At 52.7% G+C, this 21,500-nt stretch carries 17 protein-coding genes and 1 pseudogene; 6 read left to right on the forward strand and 12 right to left on the reverse strand.

From position 1 onward, the window contains the following. The 8 genes from sucC to sdhC form a co-directional block, all read right to left on the reverse strand. Entirely contained in the window at positions 1-1,164 is a 1,164-nt protein-coding gene (gene sucC, locus ACFQ0F_RS05090) for an ADP-forming succinate--CoA ligase subunit beta (RefSeq protein WP_340676477.1), read from the reverse strand. 116 nt (positions 1,165-1,280) lie between these two features. Further along, a complete protein-coding gene (gene lpdA, locus ACFQ0F_RS05095; protein ID WP_379069752.1) occupies positions 1,281-2,714 on the reverse strand; it encodes a dihydrolipoyl dehydrogenase in 1,434 nt (477 codons plus the stop codon). A gap of 51 nt (positions 2,715-2,765) precedes the next feature. Next, positions 2,766-3,971, reverse strand: coding sequence for a 2-oxoglutarate dehydrogenase complex dihydrolipoyllysine-residue succinyltransferase (odhB, locus tag ACFQ0F_RS05100; RefSeq protein WP_379069755.1), 1,206 nt, complete (start codon positions 3,969-3,971; stop codon positions 2,766-2,768). A 29-nt stretch (positions 3,972-4,000) separates the two neighbouring features. Then, a complete protein-coding gene (locus ACFQ0F_RS05105; RefSeq protein ID WP_379072110.1) occupies positions 4,001-6,826 on the reverse strand; it encodes a 2-oxoglutarate dehydrogenase E1 component in 2,826 nt (941 codons plus the stop codon). 313 nt (positions 6,827-7,139) lie between these two features. Continuing rightward, positions 7,140-7,847: a succinate dehydrogenase iron-sulfur subunit gene (locus ACFQ0F_RS05110; protein ID WP_340676473.1), complete on the reverse strand. Its 708-nt coding sequence runs from the start codon at positions 7,845-7,847 to the stop codon at positions 7,140-7,142. 14 nt (positions 7,848-7,861) lie between these two features. Further along, a complete protein-coding gene (gene sdhA / locus ACFQ0F_RS05115; RefSeq protein ID WP_379069758.1) occupies positions 7,862-9,634 on the reverse strand; it encodes a succinate dehydrogenase flavoprotein subunit in 1,773 nt (590 codons plus the stop codon). A gap of 4 nt (positions 9,635-9,638) precedes the next feature. Beyond that, the gene (sdhD, locus tag ACFQ0F_RS05120; protein WP_340676471.1) at positions 9,639-10,004 is read right to left on the reverse strand and encodes a succinate dehydrogenase, hydrophobic membrane anchor protein; all 366 of its coding nucleotides are present in this window, start codon (positions 10,002-10,004) and stop codon (positions 9,639-9,641) included. After that, positions 10,004-10,393, reverse strand: a complete 390-nt coding sequence (gene sdhC / locus ACFQ0F_RS05125; protein WP_340676470.1) for a succinate dehydrogenase, cytochrome b556 subunit — start codon at positions 10,391-10,393, stop codon at positions 10,004-10,006. Before sdhC ends, sdhD begins: the two co-directional genes overlap by 1 nt. 407 nt (positions 10,394-10,800) lie before the next feature. Here sdhC and gltA point away from each other — a divergent pair, with 407 nt between their 5' ends. Further along, positions 10,801-12,078, forward strand: coding sequence for a citrate synthase (gene gltA, locus ACFQ0F_RS05130; RefSeq protein ID WP_340676469.1), 1,278 nt, complete (start codon positions 10,801-10,803; stop codon positions 12,076-12,078). Positions 12,079-12,170: 92 nt separating this feature from the next. Here gltA and ACFQ0F_RS05135 read toward each other — a convergent pair whose 3' ends face one another. Continuing rightward, entirely contained in the window at positions 12,171-12,401 is a 231-nt protein-coding gene (locus tag ACFQ0F_RS05135) for a (2Fe-2S)-binding protein (protein WP_340676468.1), read from the reverse strand. A gap of 126 nt (positions 12,402-12,527) precedes the next feature. On the opposite strand from ACFQ0F_RS05135, the gene ACFQ0F_RS05140 reads away from it, so the two are divergent. Further along, entirely contained in the window at positions 12,528-13,409 is an 882-nt protein-coding gene (locus ACFQ0F_RS05140) for an NAD(P)-dependent oxidoreductase (RefSeq protein ID WP_340676507.1), read from the forward strand. 69 nt (positions 13,410-13,478) lie between these two features. Then, positions 13,479-14,189, forward strand: coding sequence for an FKBP-type peptidyl-prolyl cis-trans isomerase (locus ACFQ0F_RS05145; protein ID WP_340676467.1), 711 nt, complete (start codon positions 13,479-13,481; stop codon positions 14,187-14,189). Between the two features lie 124 nt (positions 14,190-14,313). Here ACFQ0F_RS05145 and ACFQ0F_RS05150 read toward each other — a convergent pair. Further along, positions 14,314-15,585: pseudogene (locus ACFQ0F_RS05150) on the reverse strand (acetyl-CoA C-acetyltransferase); the annotation flags it as partial. A 219-nt stretch (positions 15,586-15,804) separates the two neighbouring features. On the opposite strand from ACFQ0F_RS05150, the gene ACFQ0F_RS05155 reads away from it, so the two are divergent. Both ACFQ0F_RS05155 and ACFQ0F_RS05160 read left to right on the forward strand, forming a co-directional pair. After that, positions 15,805-17,211 carry a 3-oxoacyl-ACP reductase gene (locus ACFQ0F_RS05155; protein WP_379069763.1) on the forward strand — a complete coding sequence of 469 codons (1,407 nt, stop codon included), beginning with the start codon at positions 15,805-15,807 and terminating at the stop codon, positions 17,209-17,211. 11 nt (positions 17,212-17,222) lie between these two features. Next, complete coding sequence (locus tag ACFQ0F_RS05160) at positions 17,223-18,344, forward strand: MaoC family dehydratase (RefSeq protein WP_379069766.1); 1,122 nt, start codon at positions 17,223-17,225, stop codon at positions 18,342-18,344. Here the strand turns inward: ACFQ0F_RS05160 and ACFQ0F_RS05165 are convergent. After that, on the reverse strand, positions 18,334-19,131 hold the full coding sequence (locus ACFQ0F_RS05165) for an ATP-binding cassette domain-containing protein (protein ID WP_340676464.1): 798 nt from the start codon (positions 19,129-19,131) through the stop codon (positions 18,334-18,336). The genes ACFQ0F_RS05160 and ACFQ0F_RS05165 overlap by 11 nt on opposite strands. Then, on the reverse strand, positions 19,128-20,081 hold the full coding sequence (locus tag ACFQ0F_RS05170; RefSeq protein WP_340676463.1) for a FecCD family ABC transporter permease: 954 nt from the start codon (positions 20,079-20,081) through the stop codon (positions 19,128-19,130). The genes ACFQ0F_RS05165 and ACFQ0F_RS05170 overlap by 4 nt, the downstream gene beginning before the upstream one ends. Positions 20,082-20,239: 158 nt before the next feature. On the opposite strand from ACFQ0F_RS05170, the gene ACFQ0F_RS05175 reads away from it, so the two are divergent. Further along, positions 20,240-21,433, forward strand: coding sequence for a patatin-like phospholipase family protein (locus ACFQ0F_RS05175; RefSeq protein WP_340676462.1), 1,194 nt, complete (start codon positions 20,240-20,242; stop codon positions 21,431-21,433). Positions 21,434-21,500 lie beyond the last annotated feature (67 nt).

Here is a 21,500-nt window from a genome sequence, read left to right on the forward strand (position 1 = left end):
TCAGGCTCCCACAGCTTTAACAACGAGCTCGCCTGCTTCATCGAGCGAGGCGGCCGGAATAATATTGAGTCCGCTTTCACGCAGCTTTTGCGCGCCTAGGTCGGCATTGTTGCCTTCCAAACGAACCACCACTGGCACTTTCACGCCAACTTCTTTCACTGCGCCAATGATGCCTTCAGCAATCATGTCGCAACGAACGATGCCGCCGAAAATATTGACCAGAACTGCCGCCACTGAATCATCTGACAAGATGATTTTGAAAGCCTCAGTCACGCGCTCTTTGGTCGCACCGCCGCCAACATCTAAGAAGTTAGCAGGCTGGCCGCCTTTGAGCTTGATCAAATCCATGGTTGCCATGGCCAAACCAGCGCCATTGACCATGCAGCCGATATTGCCTTCGAGGGCAACGTAGTTCAGCTCCCACTCAGCGGCACGGCGCTCACGCTCGTCATCTTGCGATGGGTCGTACATGGCTTTGAGTTTGGGATGACGGCCAAGCGCGTTGGAGTCGATAACGATCTTCGCGTCCAAGCAGTGCAAGTTGCCTTCATTGGTGATGACCAGCGGGTTGATTTCCAACAGCGCCAGATCAAGATCAGTGAACATTTTTCCCAAGCCCATGAAGATCTTCACGAACTGCTTCACTTGATTGCTATCTAGACCAAGCTTGTAAGCCAACTCACGGCCTTGGAAGGCTTGTGGACCGACCAATGGATCAATGGCTGCAGTGAGAATTTTCTCAGGTGTTTCGTGAGCAATTTTCTCAATATCCACACCGCCTTCTGTTGAAGCCATGAAGACAATGCGGCGTGTGGCGCGATCGACCACTGCACCTAAGTACAACTCTTTATCGATGTCGGTGCATGTTTCGACGAGAATCTTCGAGACCGGCTGACCTTTGGCATCTGTTTGGTAAGTCACTAAACGCGTGCCTAGTTGCTCGCGGGCAAAGGCCTCTACCTCATCCAGCGTCTTAACTAATTTCACGCCACCGGCCTTACCGCGACCGCCTGCGTGAACTTGGGCTTTAACCACCCAAACATCGCCACCGATACGCTCAGCAGCAGCGCGGGCTTCTTCCGGTGTTGAGGCTGCGAAGCCTTTGGATACCGGCAGACCATAGTCGGCAAACAGTTGCTTGCCTTGATACTCGTGCAGATTCATCGTGAGATCACCACTCGTTGTGTTTGACCTAGCAGGGCTACTACTAAGCTTTTGCCCGCCGAGAATGCGTCATTCTGGCGGAAATGAACCGGGGCCTTGCGGCCCCGATAAGTCTATTACTTGCGTTTGCGTTGGATCGCGTGAATAGCGCGACCATCAACTGACAGCGCAGCTTCATGCACCACTTCCGATAAGGTTGGGTGAGCAAAGCACATCAGCTGTAAGTCTTCGACGCTGGAACCAAACTCCATGGCGATTAAGCCTTGGTGGATCATGTCGCCAGCACCTGGGCCGATGACGTGCATGCCAAGTAGGCGGTCAGTTTTGGCGCAGGCGACGAATTTCACAAAGCCATCGCTATCGTCGGCAGCTAGCGCGCGACCATTAACCGCGAAGGGAAATTGGCCTGCTTTAACATCATAGCCTTCAGACTTAGCGCGCTCTTCAGACAAGCCAACCCACGCTACTTCAGGGTGTGTATAGATGACTGAAATAATGAGGTCATAGTTGATTTGTGCATGATGGCCAGCGATTATTTCCGCCACCATCACACCCTCTTCCATCGCCTTGTGCGCGAGCATCGGGCCACGAACTAAGTCGCCAATGGCGTAAACGCCTGGCACAGAAGCGCGGCATTGGTCATTTACATGAACAAAACCACGCTCATCTAAGTTAATGCCGCTGTCGGCGTTGAGTAGACCGCCAGTGACTGGACGACGGCCCACGGCAACGATCAGCTTGTCGAAAATTTCGCTGTGCTCGCCATTGGCATCGGTATAAGTCACGGTAACTTGTGAGCCTTTAACTTCCGAACCGGTAACGCGAGCGCCAAGACGAATATCCAAACCTTGCTTAGTCAGCAGTTTTTTGGCTTCTTTCGAGATGGCTTTATCAGCGATGGTGAGGAACTTATCAACCGCTTCCAATACCACTACTTCGGCGCCTAAGCGCGACCATACCGAACCTAATTCAAGACCGATAACGCCACCACCGATAACACCTAAGCGCTTCGGTACTTCGTTGAACTCGAGAGCGCCAGTGGAGTCGACCACAATGCCATCGGCCAATGGTGCTGCGGAAATTTCGATCGGCTTAGAGCCTGAGGCCAAAATGACATGGCTAGCTTCGATGATTTCTTTCTCGCCTTCGTGTGGCGTGAACTCGACACGCTTACCAGCCAGCAACTGACCGCTGCCCTGCAACCAGGTAATGCCATTGCCTTTCAACAAGCCGGCAATGCCGCCTGTGAGCTGGTCGACTACTTTGTCTTTGCGCGCCAACATGGCGACAATATCAATTTTCACTTCACCAGTGCTGATGCCGTGATTTTCGTAACCGGCCTTCAGGTCATGATATTTGTGTGAGCTATCCAGCAAAGCCTTCGATGGAATACAACCGACGTTCAAACACGTGCCGCCAAGTGCTGGCTTGCCTTTGTGAATGCGACGATCAATACAAATCACCGATAACCCAAGTTGGGCGGCACGAATGGCAGCTTCATAGCCACCAGGGCCGCCACCAATGACGACCACATCTGCGCGTTGACTCATAATCTCTCTCTAAATAATTGAGCCGACAAATCGGCTCGCTGCAACAACCGCTTAAATTTCCAACAACATACGAGCTGGATCTTCAATCAGCTCCTTAATGGCCACCAAGAAGCTCACGGCCTCTTTGCCATCAACCAAGCGATGGTCATAAGACACTGCCAAATACATCATCGGCAAAATAACCACTTGGCCATTGACTGCCATTGGGCGATCTTGGATTTTGTGCATGCCCAAGATAGCCGTTTGTGGCGGGTTCAAAATGGGGGTGGATAGCAAGGAGCCGAATACACCGCCATTGGAAATGGTAAAGGTGCCGCCGGTCATGTCATCCATGGAAAGCTTGCCATCACGGGCTTTTTTACCAAAGCCCATGACGGTTTTTTCCACTTCTGCCAAGCTCATGTATTCGGCATTACGCAGCACTGGCACAACCAAGCCGCGGTCTGATGATACCGCCACGCCAATGTCGTTATAGCCGTGATAAACAATGTCATGACCATCGATGGAGGCGTTGACTGCTGGGAAGCGTTTCAGCGCCTCAACAGCGGCCTTCACAAAGAACGACATAAAGCCTAAGCGCACGCCGTGTACTTTCTCAAACTTCTCTACGTATTGTTTACGTAGGTCCATGATCGGCTTCATGTTGACTTCGTTAAAGGTCGTCAACATAGCAGTAGATTGCTTAGCTTCGAGCAGGCGCTCGGCCACTTTGGCGCGCAAACGCGTCATTGGCACGCGCTTTTCGACGCGCTCACCAACGGCTAAAGATACAGCAGGTGCAGCTGCAACTGGAGCGGCCGCAGCTGGTGCAGGAGCGGCTTTCGCGCCTTGCACATCGGCCTTAGTAACGCGACCGCCTTTGCCTGAGCCTTCAATGCTATCGAGCGATACGCCACTTTCAGCGGCTGCTTTACGAGCAGCTGGACCAGCAGCGGCTGATGCAGTCGCTGCTGTGCTGGCAGTAGGTGCAGTTGCTTCCGGAGGTGCAGTTGCTTCCGGAGCTGAAGTTGTAGCGGCAGCGCCCTCAGTAAATGTTGCTAAGGTTTCTTGCGAAAGGACTGTGTCGCCCTCTTGTTTGAGCACATTACTAATAACGCCATCGGCCGGTGCAAGCACTTCCAGTACTACTTTGTCAGTTTCAATATCGACAATTAGCTCATCGCGCTTCACCGCTTCGCCGGGCTTTTTATGCCAAGTAGCCACCGTGCCATCAGCTACAGACTCTGGGAATATCGGGGCTTTAATTTCCACACTCATGGTTATCTTCCTTATGACTCGGCGGTTAGTTAGACGGTTTTACCGCCCAGGGCATCAGCGACTAATGCCGCCTGTTCTTTCGCATGCAAATACATCGATCCAACCGCGGGGGCGGCTGATAGCGGGCGGCCAGCATAACGAATGCTTAACTCTGGCTGCCACTGGCGCACCACACGTTCTAAGTTATGACGAGTGTTGTACCACGCGCCTTGGTTCATTGGCTCTTCTTGGCACCACACCACATCTTCGATATTGCTATAGGGCGCCAGGATTTCCAATAAACGCTTATCGGGGAATGGATAGAGCTGTTCGACACGAACTACTGCAACTTCACTAAGATCCATTTCGCGACGTTTTTCGAGTATGTCGTAATAGACTTTACCGCCACATATCACCACACGCTTGACCTGCTTAGGATCAATGGCATCGATTTCTGGCAACACCGTTTCAAAGCGGCCTTTTTCCAAAGACTCCAATGGCGATGTGGCCAGCTTATGACGCAGCAAGCTTTTCGGCGACATGATAATCAGTGGCTTACGCAGCGGACGCACGGCTTGACGACGCAATAAGTGGAAGATTTGCGCTGGAGTCGAGGGCGTGCAAACCTGCATATTGTGCTCAGCGCACAGCTGCAAGAAGCGCTCAAGGCGAGCCGATGAATGCTCAGGGCCCTGACCTTCAAAGCCGTGCGGCAAGAGCATGGTTAGGCCGCATAAACGCTCCCATTTGGTTTCACCGCTAGAGATGAACTGATCGATCACGACCTGCGCACCGTTAGCAAAGTCACCAAACTGCGCTTCCCAAATGATCAACGCACTTGGCGTTGTGGTCGCATAGCCATACTCAAATGCCAGCACAGCTTCTTCCGACAGCAGTGAGTCATAGAGCTCAAAGCGACGTGGCATGCTGCTAATTTGCTGCAGAGGCACAAATGGCTCGCTGTCCTTTTGGTTATATATAACCGCATGACGGTGTGAGAAGGTACCGCGACCAACGTCCTGTCCGGTAATGCGAATCAAGGTTTCGTCGTCGAGTAATGTGGCATAGGCCATTACTTCAGCCGCACCCCAGTTTAAATCGAGGTTGCCGGCCCACATACGCTGGCGATCATCGGCGACTTTCTGCACTTGGCGCTGAATCACGAAGCCCTCGGGTACTTGCCCCAAGCGCTTACCGAGCTCAAGTAGCTTAGGCATCGGCACACCGGTATTCCAATCATCGACCACGGGATGATTTAGGTACGGCGTCCAGTCCACGAATAGACTTTTATTAGGCTCAGTGACCAGCTGTTTAACGACGCTCTTACCAGCCTCTAATGCCTTTCTGTAGCGCTCAGATAGAGCATCAGACTCGCTAATGCTGACCACACCTTGCTCAGCTAAGTGCGCAGCATAAATCGCACGAGTAGTCGGCAAGCTATTGATGACTTGATACATTTTCGGCTGTGTTGCAGACGGCTCATCGGCTTCGTTATGACCACGACGGCGATAACAGAACATGTCGATGACGACATCTTTCTGGAACTCCATACGGAAATCTAAAGCCATTTGCGTGACAAACAGCACCGCTTCTGGGTCGTCGCCGTTGACGTGGAAAATAGGTGGTTGCACCATCTTTGCCACGCCCGTGCAGTACTCAGTCGAGCGCGCATCATCGATACGACTGGTGGTAAAGCCAACTTGGTTATTAATCACGACATGGATGGTACCGCCCGTGCGATAGCCGCGTGTTTGCGACATCTGGAAGGTTTCCATCACCACGCCTTGACCGGCAAACGCGGCATCGCCATGGATGCTAATTGGCAGCACAGAGCGACCGACTCTATCGCCACGGCGGTCTTGACGCGCGCGCACCGAGCCCTCAACCACTGGCGATACAATCTCTAAGTGCGACGGGTTAAAAGCCAATGCCAAGTGCATTTCGCCACCAGGCGTCATCACGTTTGATGAGTAGCCTTGGTGATATTTAACGTCGCCAGAGCCACTTTGGTTAAACGTTTTACCAGCGAACTCATCGAAAAGATTAGTTGGCTTTTTACCTAAAATATTCACCAAAACGTTGAGACGGCCACGGTGTGCCATGCCGATAACGACTTCTTTGGTGTTGTAGCTACCAGCGCGCTGGATCAGCTCATCGATCATGGGAATCAGTGATTCGCCACCTTCTAGGCCGAAGCGTTTGGCGCCAGCAAATTTGGTGCCCAAGTACTTTTCTAGACCTTCGGCTGCGGTGATTTGCTCAAGCAAATCCTTTTTGATTTCAGTCGAAAAGCCGGGCTGGCCACGCTTGCCTTCTAAGCGCTGCTGAATCCAACGCTTTTGCACGGTATCAACAATGTGCATGTACTCAATGCCGATGCTGCCGCAATAAATCGCGTTCATGGCATCGACCATTTCACGCAGCGTGCATTCATCCTTACCGATGGCTAGGTTGCCGGTCTGAAACACGGTATCCATATCGGCGAGTGATAAGCCATGGCTAGCAATATCTAAATCGGCAACCGCTGGGCGTGGCATGAGACCGAGAGGGTCGAGTTTGGCTTGCTGATGACCACGGTTACGATAGCCGGCAATAAGCTGCAGCACACCCACTTGACGTCGGTCGTGACCACTGCTGACGCTGCCTGTTGGCGCGGGGCGCGAACGGCTACTGTTTTTAGCGAGAAGTAAAAATTGTTCCCGCACGCCTTTGTGCGGGGTGTCGATGCTTACGCCGTCGACACGGGGAAGTTTTTCAAAATAACTGCGCCAGTCTTCCGGCACGTCATTGGGGGCTACAAGGTATTGCTCGTACAGCTCTTCAACATAGGCGGCGTTTTCGGCAGAGAGTTGAGAGGAGTTCAACTGCCGTAGCATCTGGCCTTCTTGCATGATGATTTTCCCAAGCGGAGGTGCGCAAGGCGATTGGCACGATGGATAACCGCCGCCCTCCTTTGACTGTCCCCGTAGCACCCTTTTAGGGCACTACGACCCACACATAAGCGCTATGTTAAGCGCTTTTATGTATAAACCGCGTGAAGCAGTCTAGCGCGAATATTCGAGAGGATAAACCACTACCAAAGTGTGATTGCAGTTAATTCCGACTAAATGCGAGCGCGACTCATTAAAATAAAAAAAGGCTCTGCCGAGGATATCGACAGAGCCTTTTTAGAACCGCCAACTGTTGGCTTTATGAGCCTTCGGTTAGCAGCATATTGCGGATATGACCAATAGCTTTAGTAGGGTTCAGTCCTTTAGGACAAACACTGACACAGTTCATGATGCCGCGGCAGCGGAATAAGGAGAATGGGTCATCAAGCTTAGCTAAACGCTCAGCTGTTGCGTTATCGCGGCTATCGGCCAAGAAGCGCCATGCCTGTAATAAAGCCGATGGACCGAGGAACTTCTCAGGATTCCACCAGAACGATGGGCAGCTGGTTGTACAGCAAGCGCACAGAATGCATTCGTACAGACCATCGATCTTGGCACGATCTTCCGGCGATTGCAGACGCTCAATCGCCGGCTCTGGCGTGTCATTAATAATGAATGGCTGCACTTTGTCGTACTGGTTATAGAACATGGTCATATCAACGACCAAATCACGAATAACCGGCAGGCCTGGCAAAGGCTTAACAATCAGATGATTGCCGCCTTTAGTGGCTTGCGAAATTGGCACGATGCAGGCCAAACCATTTTTACCGTTCATGCTGAGGCCGTCGGAGCCACACACACCTTCACGGCAGGAGCGACGATACACCAAGGTATCGTCTTGCTCTTTAACCAAGTTCAACACGTCCAACACCATCAAATCACGACCTTGCGTGTCGATTTGATAGTCCTTCATATATGGTTCGCGATCCGTTTCCGGGTTATAGCGATAGATGCTGACTTTAAGCATGATGCACCCCTGAATTAGTATGTACGAGCTTTGGGCTGGAAGGTTTTCACCTGCTTCGGCGCGAAGTTCACCGCACGCTTGCTCACCGTTTTAGTTTCGGTATTGAACAAGGAGTGCACTAGCCAGTTTTCATCATCACGCTCTGGGTAATCTTCGCGGCTATGAGCACCGCGTGACTCCGTACGATTTTGTGCTGACAAAGCAGTAGCTTGCGCAGTTTCTAGCAGGTTATCGAGTTCCAGCGCTTCAACACGGGCAGTGTTGAAAGCATTGCTCTTATCGCCCAAATGCGCTTTCGCAATACGTTCGCGCAGTGCAGCAACCGCGGCCACACCTGTATCCATATCATCGCCACGACGGAAAATACCGAAGGCCGATTGCATGGTTTTTTGCAGCTCTTTGCGCAATGCAGGCACTGATTCGCCGCTAACTGAGCTATCCCAACGCGCCATACGAGATTGCGCACGCTCAATATCGGACTCGCTAGGCTGACGCTGATCAATACCTTGACGCAATGCATCTTCGATATGCAGGCCAGCAGCGCGACCAAACACCACCAAATCGAGTAGCGAGTTGCCGCCGAGACGGTTGGCGCCGTGTACCGATACGCAGGCAATTTCGCCGACAGCGTAGAGGCCGGGAATGATCGAGTCTTTGCCGGAAGCATCTGTGCTCAACGCCTGGCCATGCACATTGGTCGGGATACCGCCCATCATGTAATGGCAGGTTGGAATCACAGGGATTGGTTCTTTCACTGGATCGACGTGTGCGAAGGTTTGTGCCAACTCGCAGATGCCTGGTAGACGGCTATGCAGCACGTCTTTGCCCAAGTGATCGAGTTTCAGGTAGAGATATTCGCCGTCTGGGCCAGCACCGCGACCTTCACGAATTTCCAAGGCCATGGAACGAGCAACAACGTCGCGCGAGGCCAAGTCTTTAGCGTTCGGCGCATAACGCTCCATGAAGCGCTCGCCATCTTTATTGAGCAAGTAACCGCCCTCACCGCGACAACCTTCGGTCACCAGCGTACCGGCGCCAGCGATGCCGGTTGGGTGGAACTGCCACATTTCCATGTCTTGCAATGGAATGCCGGCACGCGCCGCCATGCCAACGCCGTCGCCGGTGTTGATGTGGGCGTTAGTGGTCGATGAGTAGATACGGCCCGCACCACCAGTAGCGAACACGGTAGCTTTCGACTTGAAGAACACAGTCTCACCAGTGGCGATGTCCATGGCGATAACGCCGCAGACCGCACCATCTTGGTTACGCACGATGTCTAGCGCCAACCATTCAATGTAGAACGTGGTTTTATGCTTTAAATTTTGCTGATACAGCGTGTGCAACAGCGCATGGCCGGTACGGTCGGCAGCGGCGCAAGTACGCGCGGCCTGACCACCTTCGCCAAAGTTTTTCGACTGACCGCCGAATGGGCGCTGATAAATACGGCCTTCTTCGGTACGCGAAAATGGCAGACCCATGTGTTCAAGCTCAAACACGGCTTGTGGGCCAACCGAACACATGTACTCGATAGAGTCTTGGTCACCAATAAAGTCGGCACCTTTAACGGTGTCGTACATATGCCAGCGCCAGTCGTCATTAGGATCGGATGAAGCGATAGCACAAGTGATACCACCCTGCGCCGATACCGTGTGCGAACGCGTTGGGAATACTTTCGAAATCAAGGCAGTTTTGAAGCCCGATTGTGCTAATTGCAGTGACGCACGCATACCGGCACCGCCGCCGCCTACGATCACTGCATCAAAATTTACTGTACGCATCTTTGTCATGATCTTAGCTGCCCCAAATGATCTGAATGCCCCACACGATGACCACAAACAATGCGATCGCCATGGCCATTTGCACTAATAAGCGCAGTACATCGGCTTTCGGACCCATCTGCATCGATGTTAGGTAATCGGTGGTGACTGTCCACATGCCAATCCATGCGTGGCCTACAAACGACAGTAGTGCCAGCAAAGTGAAAATACGCATAGGCGTGGTGGTCATAAAGCTATGCCAGGTTTCATAGTCAAGGCCTGGGTGAGCAATGATCCAACCAAATAGCCAAATGGTGTAGACCGCTAAGATTACAGCACTGACACGCTGGGCGATCCAATCGGACAGACCCGAACGAGAGAAGCTTGTTGCACTTTTCATTAGAACATCACCCATACAAAGACGGCGGCGATGGCAAATGCCGAGGCCACTAATGTAGAAGTAGCGAAGGCACGACCGCCCTCCAGCGTCTCAGCAAAACCCCAGTCCATAATCAAATGCTTGATACCAGCGAGCAAGTGATAGACCAAACCAGCCAGAGAAACAAAGAGCACAGCTTTAGCGGCAACACCGCTGAGCAATTCTTTGGTCGAGGCAAAGCTTTCTGGCGAGGCCAGCGAGCAACTCAGTAGCGCAAGTAAGCCCGGCACCACAAAAAACAGCAAAATGCCTGACAGGCGATGAAGGATAGAAGCGATTGCCACTGGCGATTTAAGATTAACTTCAATGACAGTAGCCAACGATAGATTGACCGGTCTGTTGCTTTTCACAGAGAGCGTCCTGTTGGTCGGGCCCTAAGGGGCGTGGCTGATGTTTGTAATGTCCTCTAGCATAAGTACTTGAAAAACAAGATTTTTAGCTTATTTTTTGAGCGCTTAGCAGATTGGCGAGAAAGTATAATCCCGCACAGAACGTAATACAAACTAGTAAAAACGCATTTTTATAGACGAAAGTCGGGCATTTGCACCGATTGACTCCAACTTCAGTCGAATTGGTTGACAAGATAGCGGCTAATTTATTGACAATTTTGTCTCGTGATTTAAGCTAACAGCGCAACCCGCAAAGAGCTGCTCCCACGCTGTCCCCATTCTTGATGCTTGCGCCCTGAGCGTTAGTTTAATTTGATGACGCTGGTGCAGTCCTCGCTGAGCGCTGAACCCCTCTTCAGGAGACCGTGATGACGGCCAAAACCGCGACGTTAACCATTGGTGATGACACCATCAACCTACCTATCTCATCAGGCACATTAGGCCCAGATGTTGTTGATGTTAAAGATATTTTAGCCAAAGGCTACTTCACCTACGATCCAGGCTTCATGGCAACTTCAGCCTGTGAATCAAAGATCACGTTTATTGATGGCGACAAAGGTATTTTGTTGCATCGCGGTTACCCAATCAATCAACTCGCTGAGCAAGCTGAATACCTAGAAGTTTGCTATTTGCTGCTCAATGGCGAACTGCCTAATGCCGAGCAAAAAGCAGAATTCACGCAACTTGTCACTAATCACACCATGGTTAACGAGCAACTGCGCAAATTTTTTGAAGGTTTCCGTCGAGATGCACATCCGATGGCAATAATGTGTGGCGTGGTGGGTGCGTTATCAGCCTTCTACCACGATGGCTTGGACGTTAATGATCCAAAACATCGCGAAATCACGGCTATTCGTTTAATCGCGAAAATCCCAACAATCGCTGCGATGAGCTACAAGTATTCGTCTGGTCAGCCGTTCATGTACCCGCGCAACGACCTGAACTATGCCGAAAACTTCCTGCATATGATGTTCGCCGTACCAGCTGATGAAGGCTATAAGGTCAATCCAGTGTTGGCGAAAGCCATGGATCGTATCTTTACTTTGCATGCTGACCATGAACAAAACGCGTCGACATCAACAGTGCGTATGGCTGGCTCCACAGGCGCCAATCCTTACGCCTGTATCGCTGCTGGCATCGCCGCACTTTGGGGCCCAGCACACGGCGGCGCCAACGAAGCCGTACTGAAAATGCTCGATGAAATTGGCAGCGTTGAAAACGTCGCTGACTTCATGGAAAAAGTAAAAACCAAAGAAGTGAAACTGATGGGCTTTGGTCACCGCGTCTACAAAAACTTTGACCCACGCGCCAAAGTCATGAAGCAGACCTGTGACGAAGTGCTAGCCGCTCTTAATATCGATGACCCGCAACTGGCATTGGCCATGGAGCTTGAGCGCATTGCCTTAAGCGATCCATACTTTATTGAGCGCAAGCTGTACCCGAACGTTGACTTCTACTCGGGCATCATCTTGAAAGCCATTGGCATTCCTACCTCAATGTTCACAGTGATCTTCGCCCTAGCGCGTACCGTCGGCTGGATTTCACATTGGCTGGAAATGCACAGTGCGCCGTATAAAATTGGCCGCCCTCGCCAACTTTATACGGGTCACACACAACGTGACTTTACACCGGTCGATAAACGCTAAGTTTACCGACACAAAAAAGCCGCGAAATTCGCGGCTTTTTTGTGTCTACTAATTAGCTTCCAAAACAAAGGCTGAATCAGTAAGTATTATTCTTAACGCGCCATCGCTGCAGGCTGCCATTGCCCAACGGTAATCGTGGCGGCAGTAGCACCAGCTTCAGAGACACAGGCACTGGCAAACACATCTTCAGCATGCTCACGGCAAGCGCCGCAGCACGTTGATACGCCCGTGCGTTGCTGCAAGGCATCAAAGGTATCTACCCCATCACGCGCGGCTTGAGTAATAGCGCGATCGGTAACTCCGTGGCATAGGCAAACATACATGGGCGGCGCCCTCGGTACATGTCGATGTACTAAGTATAAATAAGATAGATTCGTATTTGCAAGTACTACTTACTTTCGCCTCCGCATTCGCCCTGCTAGTCTCATCGCCAGTTTACTTTTGGAGACATCTTTATGGCCGCACTCGCCTTTATCGGCCTAGGTGTCATGGGCTACCCCATGGCTGGGCATTTACAGCGCGCCGGACATCAAGTAACTGTATGGAACCGTAGCGAAGCAAAAGCCATCGCCTGGCAAGAGCAATATCATGGCCAGCGCGCCAGTAGCGCCAGAGAAGCTGCGGCTGCGGCCGATATAGTGCTCACCTGTGTGGGTCGCGATGAAGACATTGCAGAAGTCGTGCGCGGCTCAGATGGCATAGCTGCTGGTCTAAAGCCGGGCGGCCTCATCATTGATCATTCCACCGTGTCGGCGGCAATCACCCGCACACTCGCAGCGGAAGTTAGTGAGCACGGCATTGACTGGGTCGATGCCCCTGTTTCGGGCGGCCAACAAGGCGCAGAAAACGGCCAACTGAGCATCTTCTGCGGCGGCAGCGAGGCGGCAGTTGCCCGCGCGCACGACGTGCTCGCTACCTACGCTAAAGCCCAAGCGCATATTGGCGGCTGCGGCCAAGGCCAATTAGCCAAGATGGTCAACCAAATCTGCGTAGCAGGCGTCATTGAAGGCTTGGCTGAAGGCATGCACTTCGCGCAACAAGCTGGCCTTGATGTGGCTAAAGTCATGCCCTTAATCGGCCAAGGTGCAGGATCATCATGGCAGCTGCTGAATCGCTACCAGACCATGCTCAACGATAAATATGAGCACGGCTTTGCAGTTGATTGGATGCGCAAAGATTTGGCTATTGTTTTGGCCGAGGCTCGCGCCTTAGGCCTGCAACTGCCAGCAACCGAAATGATTGATGATTTCTATGCCGATGTACAAAGTCTTGGTGGCGGGCGCTGGGACACTTCCAGCTTATTGCGCCGCTTACAAGAAAAATCCCGATGAAACGATGACAAACGCAGACCAATGCGCTTCAATCGCTCCACCACTTACCCCAAGAACAAAGGACACAATATGATTCGTTCTTCTAAGCTAGTACCCAAGCTGGCGATTACATTTGGTGCCGCTGCACTACTAGCTGCTTGCAACCCTTTCGGTAGCAGCACGCCAGAAACCGAAACTGAAAAATTCAGCTACTCCGTTGGCGTCGACATCGGCAAGTCTTTGGAAACTATCCGCGATGACCTCGATATGGCCGCGCTAACCCAAGGCCTTGATGATGTAATGGCGAAAAACGAATTGGCCATGGATGATGCAACTCGCCGCGAAATCCAAACCACCGTGGCGCAAAAGCTGCGTGAAAAGCACATGAAAAAGCAGGAAGAAGAAGCTAAATCGGCCGTTGCTGGTGGCGCAAAATTCTTAGCTGAGAATGGCAAAAAAGAAGGCGTGACAACAACTGCTAGCGGCTTGCAATACCGCGTGTTGACTGCCGGCACAGGCGCTAAGCCAACCGCTGAAGACACTGTCACCGTGCATTACAAAGGCACGCTGCTCAATGGCGAAACTTTCGACAGCTCCTATGACCGCAAAGAGCCAGCAACATTCCAGCTCAACCAAGTTATTCCTGGTTGGACTGAAGGCGTGCAGCTAATGACTGTTGGCAGCAAATACGAGTTTGTTATCCCCGCCGCTCTTGCCTATGGCGAGCAAGGCGCTGGTGGCAAAATCGGCCCTAACCAAGTGCTGAAATTTGACGTCGAACTTTTAGACATCAAGAAATAAGTTCTTGCTGATGTAAAAAAGCCCAGTCTTGACTGGGCTTTTTTATGCCTGCTCATCTTGCGAAAAGCAGTTTTTAATCGCGGCATGGCAAGCATCTGAAACAGCTCACCATACCTATCGATGCTTAGCGCTCGATAATAGCAACAACACCTTGACCGCCAGCGGCACAGATCGAGACCAAACCTCGGCCCTTACCTTTTTCGCTGAGGATTTTCGCCAGTGTGCCAACGATACGACCACCCGTAGCAGCAAATGGGTGACCCGCGGCCAATGACGAGCCATTGACGTTGAGCTTGCTGCGGTCGATTGAACCTAAAGGTGCATCTAAACCTAAGCGCTCTTTGCAGAACTTGGGGTCTTCCCATGAAGCCAATGTAGCTAACACTTGCGATGCAAATGCTTCATGAATTTCATAGAAATCAAAATCTTGCAGCGTTAAACCACGACGAGCCAACATACGTGGCACGGCATAGGCAGGCGCCATCAGCAAGCCTTCTTTCTTGTTCACAAAGTCGACCGAAGCCACTTCGCCATCAACTAAATAAGCCAAAATAGGCAGATTGTGTTCTTTTGCCCAAGCTTCGCTGGCCAGCAAAACTACTGACGCACCATCGGTCAATGGTGTTGAGTTAGCCGCTGTCATGGTGCCGGTTTCACGATCACCAAAGCATGGTTTCAGTGTCGCCAGCTTTTCGATATTGGAATCTGGGCGCAGGTTTTGGTCGCGCTTGAGGCCAAGGTATGGCGTCACTAGATCGTCGAAGAAACCGCGCTCATAAGCAGCGGCAAGCTTGTGGTGACTGCTAACGGCCAGCTCATCTTGCGCGGCACGTGGCACGTTCCATTCTGCTGCCGTGATGGCCGCGTGATCGCCCATGGCCAAACCAGTGCGTGGCTCGCCGTTACGTGGCAGATCAGGAATCAAATGCTTAGGGCGAATTTTCGACAATGTTTTCAGCTTGGCACCGGTGGTTTTGCCACGATTTACTTCCAGCAAAATGCTGCGCAGGCCTTCGCTTAGCGCAATTGGCGCATCCGATGTGGTGTCAACGCCGCCGGCGATGCCAGATTCGATTTGGCCAACAGCAATTTTGTTAGCAACCAAAATCGCAGCTTCCAAGCCAGTACCGCAGGCTTGTTGAATGTCGTATGCGGTTGTTTCTGGCGCAAGCTTAGTGCTCAGCACGCATTCGCGAGTTAAGTTGAAGTCACGGCTATGTTTAAGCACGGCACCGGCAACGACTTCGCCAATGCGCAGACCGTCGAGGTTGCAGCGACTAACTAGGCCATCAAGAGCGGCAGTTAGCATGTCTTGATTGGAAGCTGTGGCGTAGACACTATTGGAACGAGCAAAAGGAATGCGGTTGGCGCCAACGATGGCGACCTTACGTAATGTGGTCATGTTGAGACTCCTGTGGAAAACCCCGACACGCTAGCACAAAAGCCGGACAAGCTATTGACCGAAATACACCATCTAGTAGAGAAGCGGGCAAATACAGCGGCCTCGAGATTTGGTAGTCTGCGTCCACACTAATTATTGCGCCTGCCGTTTCACCGCATATTGCGCCAAACAGCACGCCACTCTCCGCCACATTTATCGATGAGGAATCCCGTCATGAGCGATCGTTATATTGATTTTGTGAACTCCCCTTTTGGCCAGTTAGTAGCTAAAAACCTTGGCCTACCGAACCCAATGCCGCTGGATCGTTTTGATGCCAACGCGCCAGTGGTAAAAGGCACGGTATTGTTGGGTGCTGCAAATGGCGGCGACTTGACTGATGCGATTGCTAAAGTACTAAGCAATATCAACGCAGAAACTCTCGCCTTTTCCGATAGTGGTGTGCAAGAAGCCGCTGCCAGCGTTGGCCTTAATGCTCAAGCCTATGCGCCAAGCGCCGAAGACACGCAGAAATTTAAAGCCTTGGTGTTTGATGCTTCAGGTATTAAAAACAGCGCTGAACTAAAAGCACTGCACAGCTTCTTCGGCCCAGTCATTCGTAAAATGAGCGGCTCAGGTCGCATCATTGTTATTGGCCGCACACCTGAATTGCTCGATGACGCCAAATACACCACGGCTCAGCGCGCACTCGAAGGCTTCACGCGCGCCATCGGCAAAGAAGTAAAAAAAGGCTGCACCGCACAGTTGGTCTATGTTGCACCAGGTGCCGATGCCAACTTGGAATCGACACTGCGCTTCTTTATCTCGCCAAAATCAGCTTATGTTTCTGGCCAAGTGGTGCGCGTGCAAGCCACTGCCATCGTCGGTGAAACACCAAACTGGGCACAACCACTAAGCGGCAAAGTGGCTTTGGTCACTGGCGCTTCACGCGGCATTGGTGAAGCCATTGCGCAAACCTTGGCGCGCGACGGTGCACACGTTATTTGCCTCGATGTGCCACAGCAAGAAGCCGACTTGCAGCGTGTAGCCGCTAGCATCAATGGTTCCGTACTCGCGCTGGACATCACTGCTGCTGATGCGCCGAAAGCTATCGCTGCGCATTGCAAAAAAGCCCACAAAGGCTTGGACATCATCGTGCATAACGCCGGTGTCACTCGTGACAAAACTTTGGCCAATATGAAAGATCAGCTCTGGAATATGGTCATCGACATCAACTTATCGTCGGAAGAACGCATCAACGACGAATTGATTGCGAAGAAAATCTTGCGTGCCAATGGCCGTGTCATTTGCGTGTCATCGATTTCCGGCATCGCCGGCAATATGGGTCAGAGCAACTACGCAACTTCGAAAGCCGGCGTGATTGGCATGGTTAACAGCATGCAACCGCTGCTGGAAAGCAAAGGCGTGACCATCAATGCCGTGGCTCCAGGCTTTATTGAAACGCAAATGACTGCGGCTATTCCATTCGCCATCCGCGAAGCTGGTCGTCGCATGAACTCGATGTCGCAAGGCGGTCTGCCAGTCGACGTTGCTGAAGCCATTGCATGGTATGCCAGCCCCGCCTCGAACGGCGTCAACGGCAATATCGTCCGCGTTTGCGGCCAAAGCCTGATCGGCGCTTAAGGGTTAGAGTCATGTCTGCTATTGAAATGAAGGATGCGCCAAGTGCCTTAGGTTTTTACGCCAAGGCCGTGCTCAACGGCTTTAGCGCTAAAGGCGGTGCACTGCCAACGCTCACCGTGAGTCAGCGCGATGTGCGCATCGACCGTGCGCATTTGACCGAATACAACCGTGTCTGCGGTTTCGCGGTACGCGACACCCTGCCATCGACCTATTTGCATGTGCTCACGTTCGACCTGCAAATGCGCGTGATGACCGACAAGGCCTTCCCATTTGCACTGCTTGGCCTCGTGCACATCAGCAATGACATCACTCAGCTGCGCCCTGTGCGTGCCGATGAAGTGCTGCGCTTCACCACAACAGCCACCAACTTGCAGCCGCATGACAAAGGCGTGACCTTTGACCTGCTTAGCAAAGCTTTTGTTGGCGATGAGCATGTCTGGACTGGCGTTAGCACTTATTTACGCCGCCAAGCAGTGGCCAAAGACTCAGGCAGCACGAAGCGTCCAAGCACGGCGGAAGCTCGCGCCTTAGTGAAAGCGAAAAAAGTCGGTTCGGCGAATGCCTATTGGCAAGTTCCAGCCGATATTGGCCGTCGTTATGGCGCTATCTCGGGCGATCGCAACCCCATCCACCTGTATGCGGTAACCGCTAAGTTACTGGGCTTCCCGCAAGCTATTGCGCATGGCATGTGGACAAAAGCAGCAGCTTTGGCGGCGATGGAGTCGATTTTACCCAAAGCTTATACGGTGAGCGTGCAGTTTAAGCTGCCCGTGTTATTGCCGGCGAAAGTCGCATTTAGCAATGAGCTCGGTGCAACGAAAACTTCGTTTACGGTGGCGGATGCGCGTAAAGGCAAGCCACACTTGGCCGGCACGATTACTGATTTAGCACCGGCTAAAGCTCAGCCTAAGGCTGCGCCGGCAGTGAAAACTGCACCTAAGGCAGCTCCTAAGGCAGCTGTTAAAGCTGAGGCAAAACCTGAAGTAAAAGCGGCACCGAAGACTGCGGCTAAGCCAAAGCCACCAGCTAAAGCGGCTCCAGCTGCAAAGCCTGCGGCTACGACTAAACCAAAGCCTGCCAGCAAAGCTGCGGTGAAACCAGCCATTAAGCCAAAGGCAAAACCTAAGGCTTAAGCGGTACCAACCAGCCGTGTGCATACTCGGGGTGGCTCAAGCGCGTTAAACGCAGCGCGAAAGCCGCCTCGAGCGCCGCCACATAGCCATCAGCGCTAACTTCTCCTGCCCATAGCACCTCGCCCTGCCCCATCACTAACGCATGCGTGGCGAAAGCGAACGGCGCATTCATATCATGCACGCTCGCCAATACCGTGGCGCCACTCGCGGTCATCTGCGCACAGGCGTGAAATACCGTTTGCTGATGTGGCCAATCTAAGGCCGCCAAAGGCTCATCGAGCAGCCATAGACGCGGCTCACTTGGCTCAGCCAAAGCCAACTGCAAGGCCGAGCGCGCTAGCATCACGCGCTGCTGCTCACCACCCGATAATGTTGGCCAGCGCCGCTCTAATAGCTGCGTAATATCCCAGGTTTGCACAATGTCATCGAGGCAATGCGCCAAGCGCGGATGCGAGCCGCCCCAAGGGTAAGCCGCCATTTGCACAATTGCCGCCACCGACAGCGCTGCCATCAAGCCATGATGCTGCGGCAAAACACTACGTTGCTGCGCCCAACGCCGACTATTCCAACTTGGCAAGGGCTGGCCATGCCACTCAGCACAGACATTGGCCGCGCCCTGCTCACTGTCTATGCCGCTAATATGACGCAATAACGTCGACTTGCCGGCACCATTGGGGCCTAAAATCGCCCAGCATTGCTGTGGCAAAAAGCTCAGTTCCGGCAGCGCTAGCACCGGTGTGTTATTGGCGGCAAAAAGCGTTTGCTGCGATAGCTTCAGGCCGCTCATCGCTGCCACCGCTGACGCAAAATAATCAGGAAGAATGGTGCGCCAAAGAGCGCAGTTAGTATGCCGACGGGCAACTCCAGCGGCGCCATCAAAGTGCGCGCCAAGGTGTCGGCGAAGATCGCCAGTGCACCGCCCACGAGCAAGGTTGCTGGCATCAGCTGGCGATGCATGGAACCGACAAGACGACTGGCAATATGCGGTGCCATCAAGCCGATAAAGGCAATGCTGCCAGTTTGCGCCACGGCCATCGCTACCACGGCGGCGCTCGCCCAAATCACTTGGCGACGAAAGCGCCGCACATTCAAACCTAAATGCCCAGCCTCGCGCTCGCCCAAGAGCCAAATATCGAAGCTGGTGCAGCGCTTTATCCCCCAACCGAGAAGCACCAGCAAGAGCACCGCATTGGCCGCTAGCCATGGCCATTCGGCATTGGCAAAGCTGCCCATAAGCCAAAAACTACCAGCTCGAAGGCCGCTGTCGGGAGCCAAAATTAGCAGCAGCTGAGTGGCAGCTGAGAGCACGGCATTGAGTGCGATACCAACCAATAGCAAAGCTTCCGCTTGTAACTGATAGCGCCGAGCCATCGCTAACACCGTTAATAGCGACAATGCAGCGCCTACGCAGGCGGCAAATGGCAAAACCAAGGCATAGGTCGTGCCTAGCAATAAGCTCAGAACAGCGGCCAAGCTCGCACCGGCACTAACGCCGAGTAAGCCAGGCTCAACCAAGGCATGGCGAAAGAGTGTTTGCAGCCATAAGCCTGCCACCGCCAAACCAGCGCCGGCCATAAACGCCAAGAGCACCCGAGGAAAACGTAGCTGCCAAAAAATCTCGGCACCTAAATCGCCATTGGGCAAATCGTATGCCAAGGCCATTGCCAATAAGGCCGCAACAGCACTTGCTAGCGCGAACTTGCCTAATGGCGAAGAATAAGACAGAGAAAATGCCATGGGCTAGTGAGTCAAACCGCAAAAAAGTAGACGACAAGCATAGGGTGTGAGTAACAAACGGTCTACTCTCGTGCTACACAGTTTGCCTAGAGAAAATATTGCCTCGACCGATCTCTAAGTAGAGAGTAGAAAAAGCTACATGACCCGCGGAGGGCATCATGGATAAGTCGAACACTACAAGCAAAAACACCGCCTTAGTACTTTCTGGCGGCGGTGCGCGAGCGGCTTACCAAGTCGGTGCTCTACAAGCAATTGCCGAGATGATGCCTGACCATTGCGGCAGCCCCTTCCCAATTATTTGCGGCACTTCTGCTGGTGCGCTCAACGCCACGAGCTTAGCCATGCACGCCGCCTGCTTCCAAGAAGGTGTAAATGCGCTACGCGAAGTCTGGGCCGGCTTTCACAGCGCTCAGGTCTATCGCACCGACTGGCCGGGTGTGCTCGGCGGCGCTTTCCGCTGGCTCTGCAACTTAGCATTTGGTTGGTTTAACCGCGGCACGCCAGTCTCACTGCTCGACAACTCACCTTTGCGCCATCTGCTCAGCGAAGCCATAGACCTCAGTCGCCTACCCGCCGCCATCCAAGCAGGTCACTTAAGGGCGCTCTGCATTACTGCCTGTAGCTACACACGCGGCGATTCAGTGAGCTTTTTCCAAGGTGCCAGTGATTTAGATAACTGGTCGCGTGCTCGGCGGCGCGGCGTGCGCTGCGACCTAAGCATTGAGCATTTAATGGCCTCAAGCTCGATTCCCATGCTATTTCCTGCGGTAAAACTCGATCAGGAATACTACGGCGATGGCGCATTACGTCAACTCGCGCCCATCAGTCCCGCGCTGCACTTAGGCGCAGATAAAATTTTGGTGATTGGTTCTGGCATGCAAAGCCCTGAGCCAAAACGCTTTAAGCGCAGTGGCTATCCTAGCCTCGCTGAGATCATCGGGCACATCATGAGCAGCTCGTTTACCGATAGCTTAGAGATGGATATTGAGCGCTTACATCGTATCAATAACACCGTAAAACAGCTGCCCGCCGAAGCCACCACCAGCTTACGGCCAGTGGATTATTTGGTGTTAAGCCCTGAGCTTGCCAGTATCGAAGAGCTCGCCAGCCAATACGCCAGTTCCTTGCCACCGGCTATTCGCAGCTTTGTGCGCGGCGCGGGTGTGACTAAGCGCGGCGGCTCCAACGTGTTGAGTTATCTACTTTTTGAAACCGACTATACGCAGGCGTTAATGGCCTTGGGCTACCGTGAAACGCGGGCGCGTGAAGTCGAGCTGCGTGAGTTTCTACGCCCTGCCGATGCACCACCAAGCAACGTCTACAACTTACGTCGCGATAGCCAGCGCAATTGAAAAAGCGAACTTTACTTGGCTTGCCCGCGCAGCCGAATGAAGCCGCTGCTTTCGTGGCGGGCTAAGC

The organism is Paraperlucidibaca wandonensis (assembly GCF_042677145.1).
Taxonomy (GTDB): domain Bacteria; phylum Pseudomonadota; class Gammaproteobacteria; order Pseudomonadales; family Moraxellaceae; genus Perlucidibaca; species Perlucidibaca wandonensis.

Excerpts from the sequence above, each read along its gene's own strand:
- sucC (WP_340676477.1), bottom strand. The coding sequence starts at position 1,164 with ATGAATCTGCACGAGTATCAAGGCAAGCAACTGTTTGCCGACTATGGT.
- lpdA (WP_379069752.1), bottom strand. The coding sequence starts at position 2,714 with ATGAGTCAACGCGCAGATGTGGTCGTCATTGGTGGCGGCCCTGGTGGC.
- odhB (WP_379069755.1), bottom strand. The coding sequence starts at position 3,971 with ATGAGTGTGGAAATTAAAGCCCCGATATTCCCAGAGTCTGTAGCTGAT.
- ACFQ0F_RS05105 (WP_379072110.1), bottom strand. The coding sequence starts at position 6,826 with ATGCTACGGCAGTTGAACTCCTCTCAACTCTCTGCCGAAAACGCCGCC.
- ACFQ0F_RS05110 (WP_340676473.1), bottom strand. The coding sequence starts at position 7,847 with ATGCTTAAAGTCAGCATCTATCGCTATAACCCGGAAACGGATCGCGAA.
- sdhA (WP_379069758.1), bottom strand. The coding sequence starts at position 9,634 with ATGACAAAGATGCGTACAGTAAATTTTGATGCAGTGATCGTAGGCGGC.
- sdhD (WP_340676471.1), bottom strand. The coding sequence starts at position 10,004 with ATGAAAAGTGCAACAAGCTTCTCTCGTTCGGGTCTGTCCGATTGGATC.
- gltA (WP_340676469.1), top strand. The coding sequence starts at position 10,801 with ATGACGGCCAAAACCGCGACGTTAACCATTGGTGATGACACCATCAAC.
- ACFQ0F_RS05135 (WP_340676468.1), bottom strand. The coding sequence starts at position 12,401 with ATGTATGTTTGCCTATGCCACGGAGTTACCGATCGCGCTATTACTCAA.
- ACFQ0F_RS05145 (WP_340676467.1), top strand. The coding sequence starts at position 13,479 with ATGATTCGTTCTTCTAAGCTAGTACCCAAGCTGGCGATTACATTTGGT.
- ACFQ0F_RS05155 (WP_379069763.1), top strand. The coding sequence starts at position 15,805 with ATGAGCGATCGTTATATTGATTTTGTGAACTCCCCTTTTGGCCAGTTA.
- ACFQ0F_RS05160 (WP_379069766.1), top strand. The coding sequence starts at position 17,223 with ATGTCTGCTATTGAAATGAAGGATGCGCCAAGTGCCTTAGGTTTTTAC.
- ACFQ0F_RS05165 (WP_340676464.1), bottom strand. The coding sequence starts at position 19,131 with ATGAGCGGCCTGAAGCTATCGCAGCAAACGCTTTTTGCCGCCAATAAC.
- ACFQ0F_RS05170 (WP_340676463.1), bottom strand. The coding sequence starts at position 20,081 with ATGGCATTTTCTCTGTCTTATTCTTCGCCATTAGGCAAGTTCGCGCTA.
- ACFQ0F_RS05175 (WP_340676462.1), top strand. The coding sequence starts at position 20,240 with ATGGATAAGTCGAACACTACAAGCAAAAACACCGCCTTAGTACTTTCT.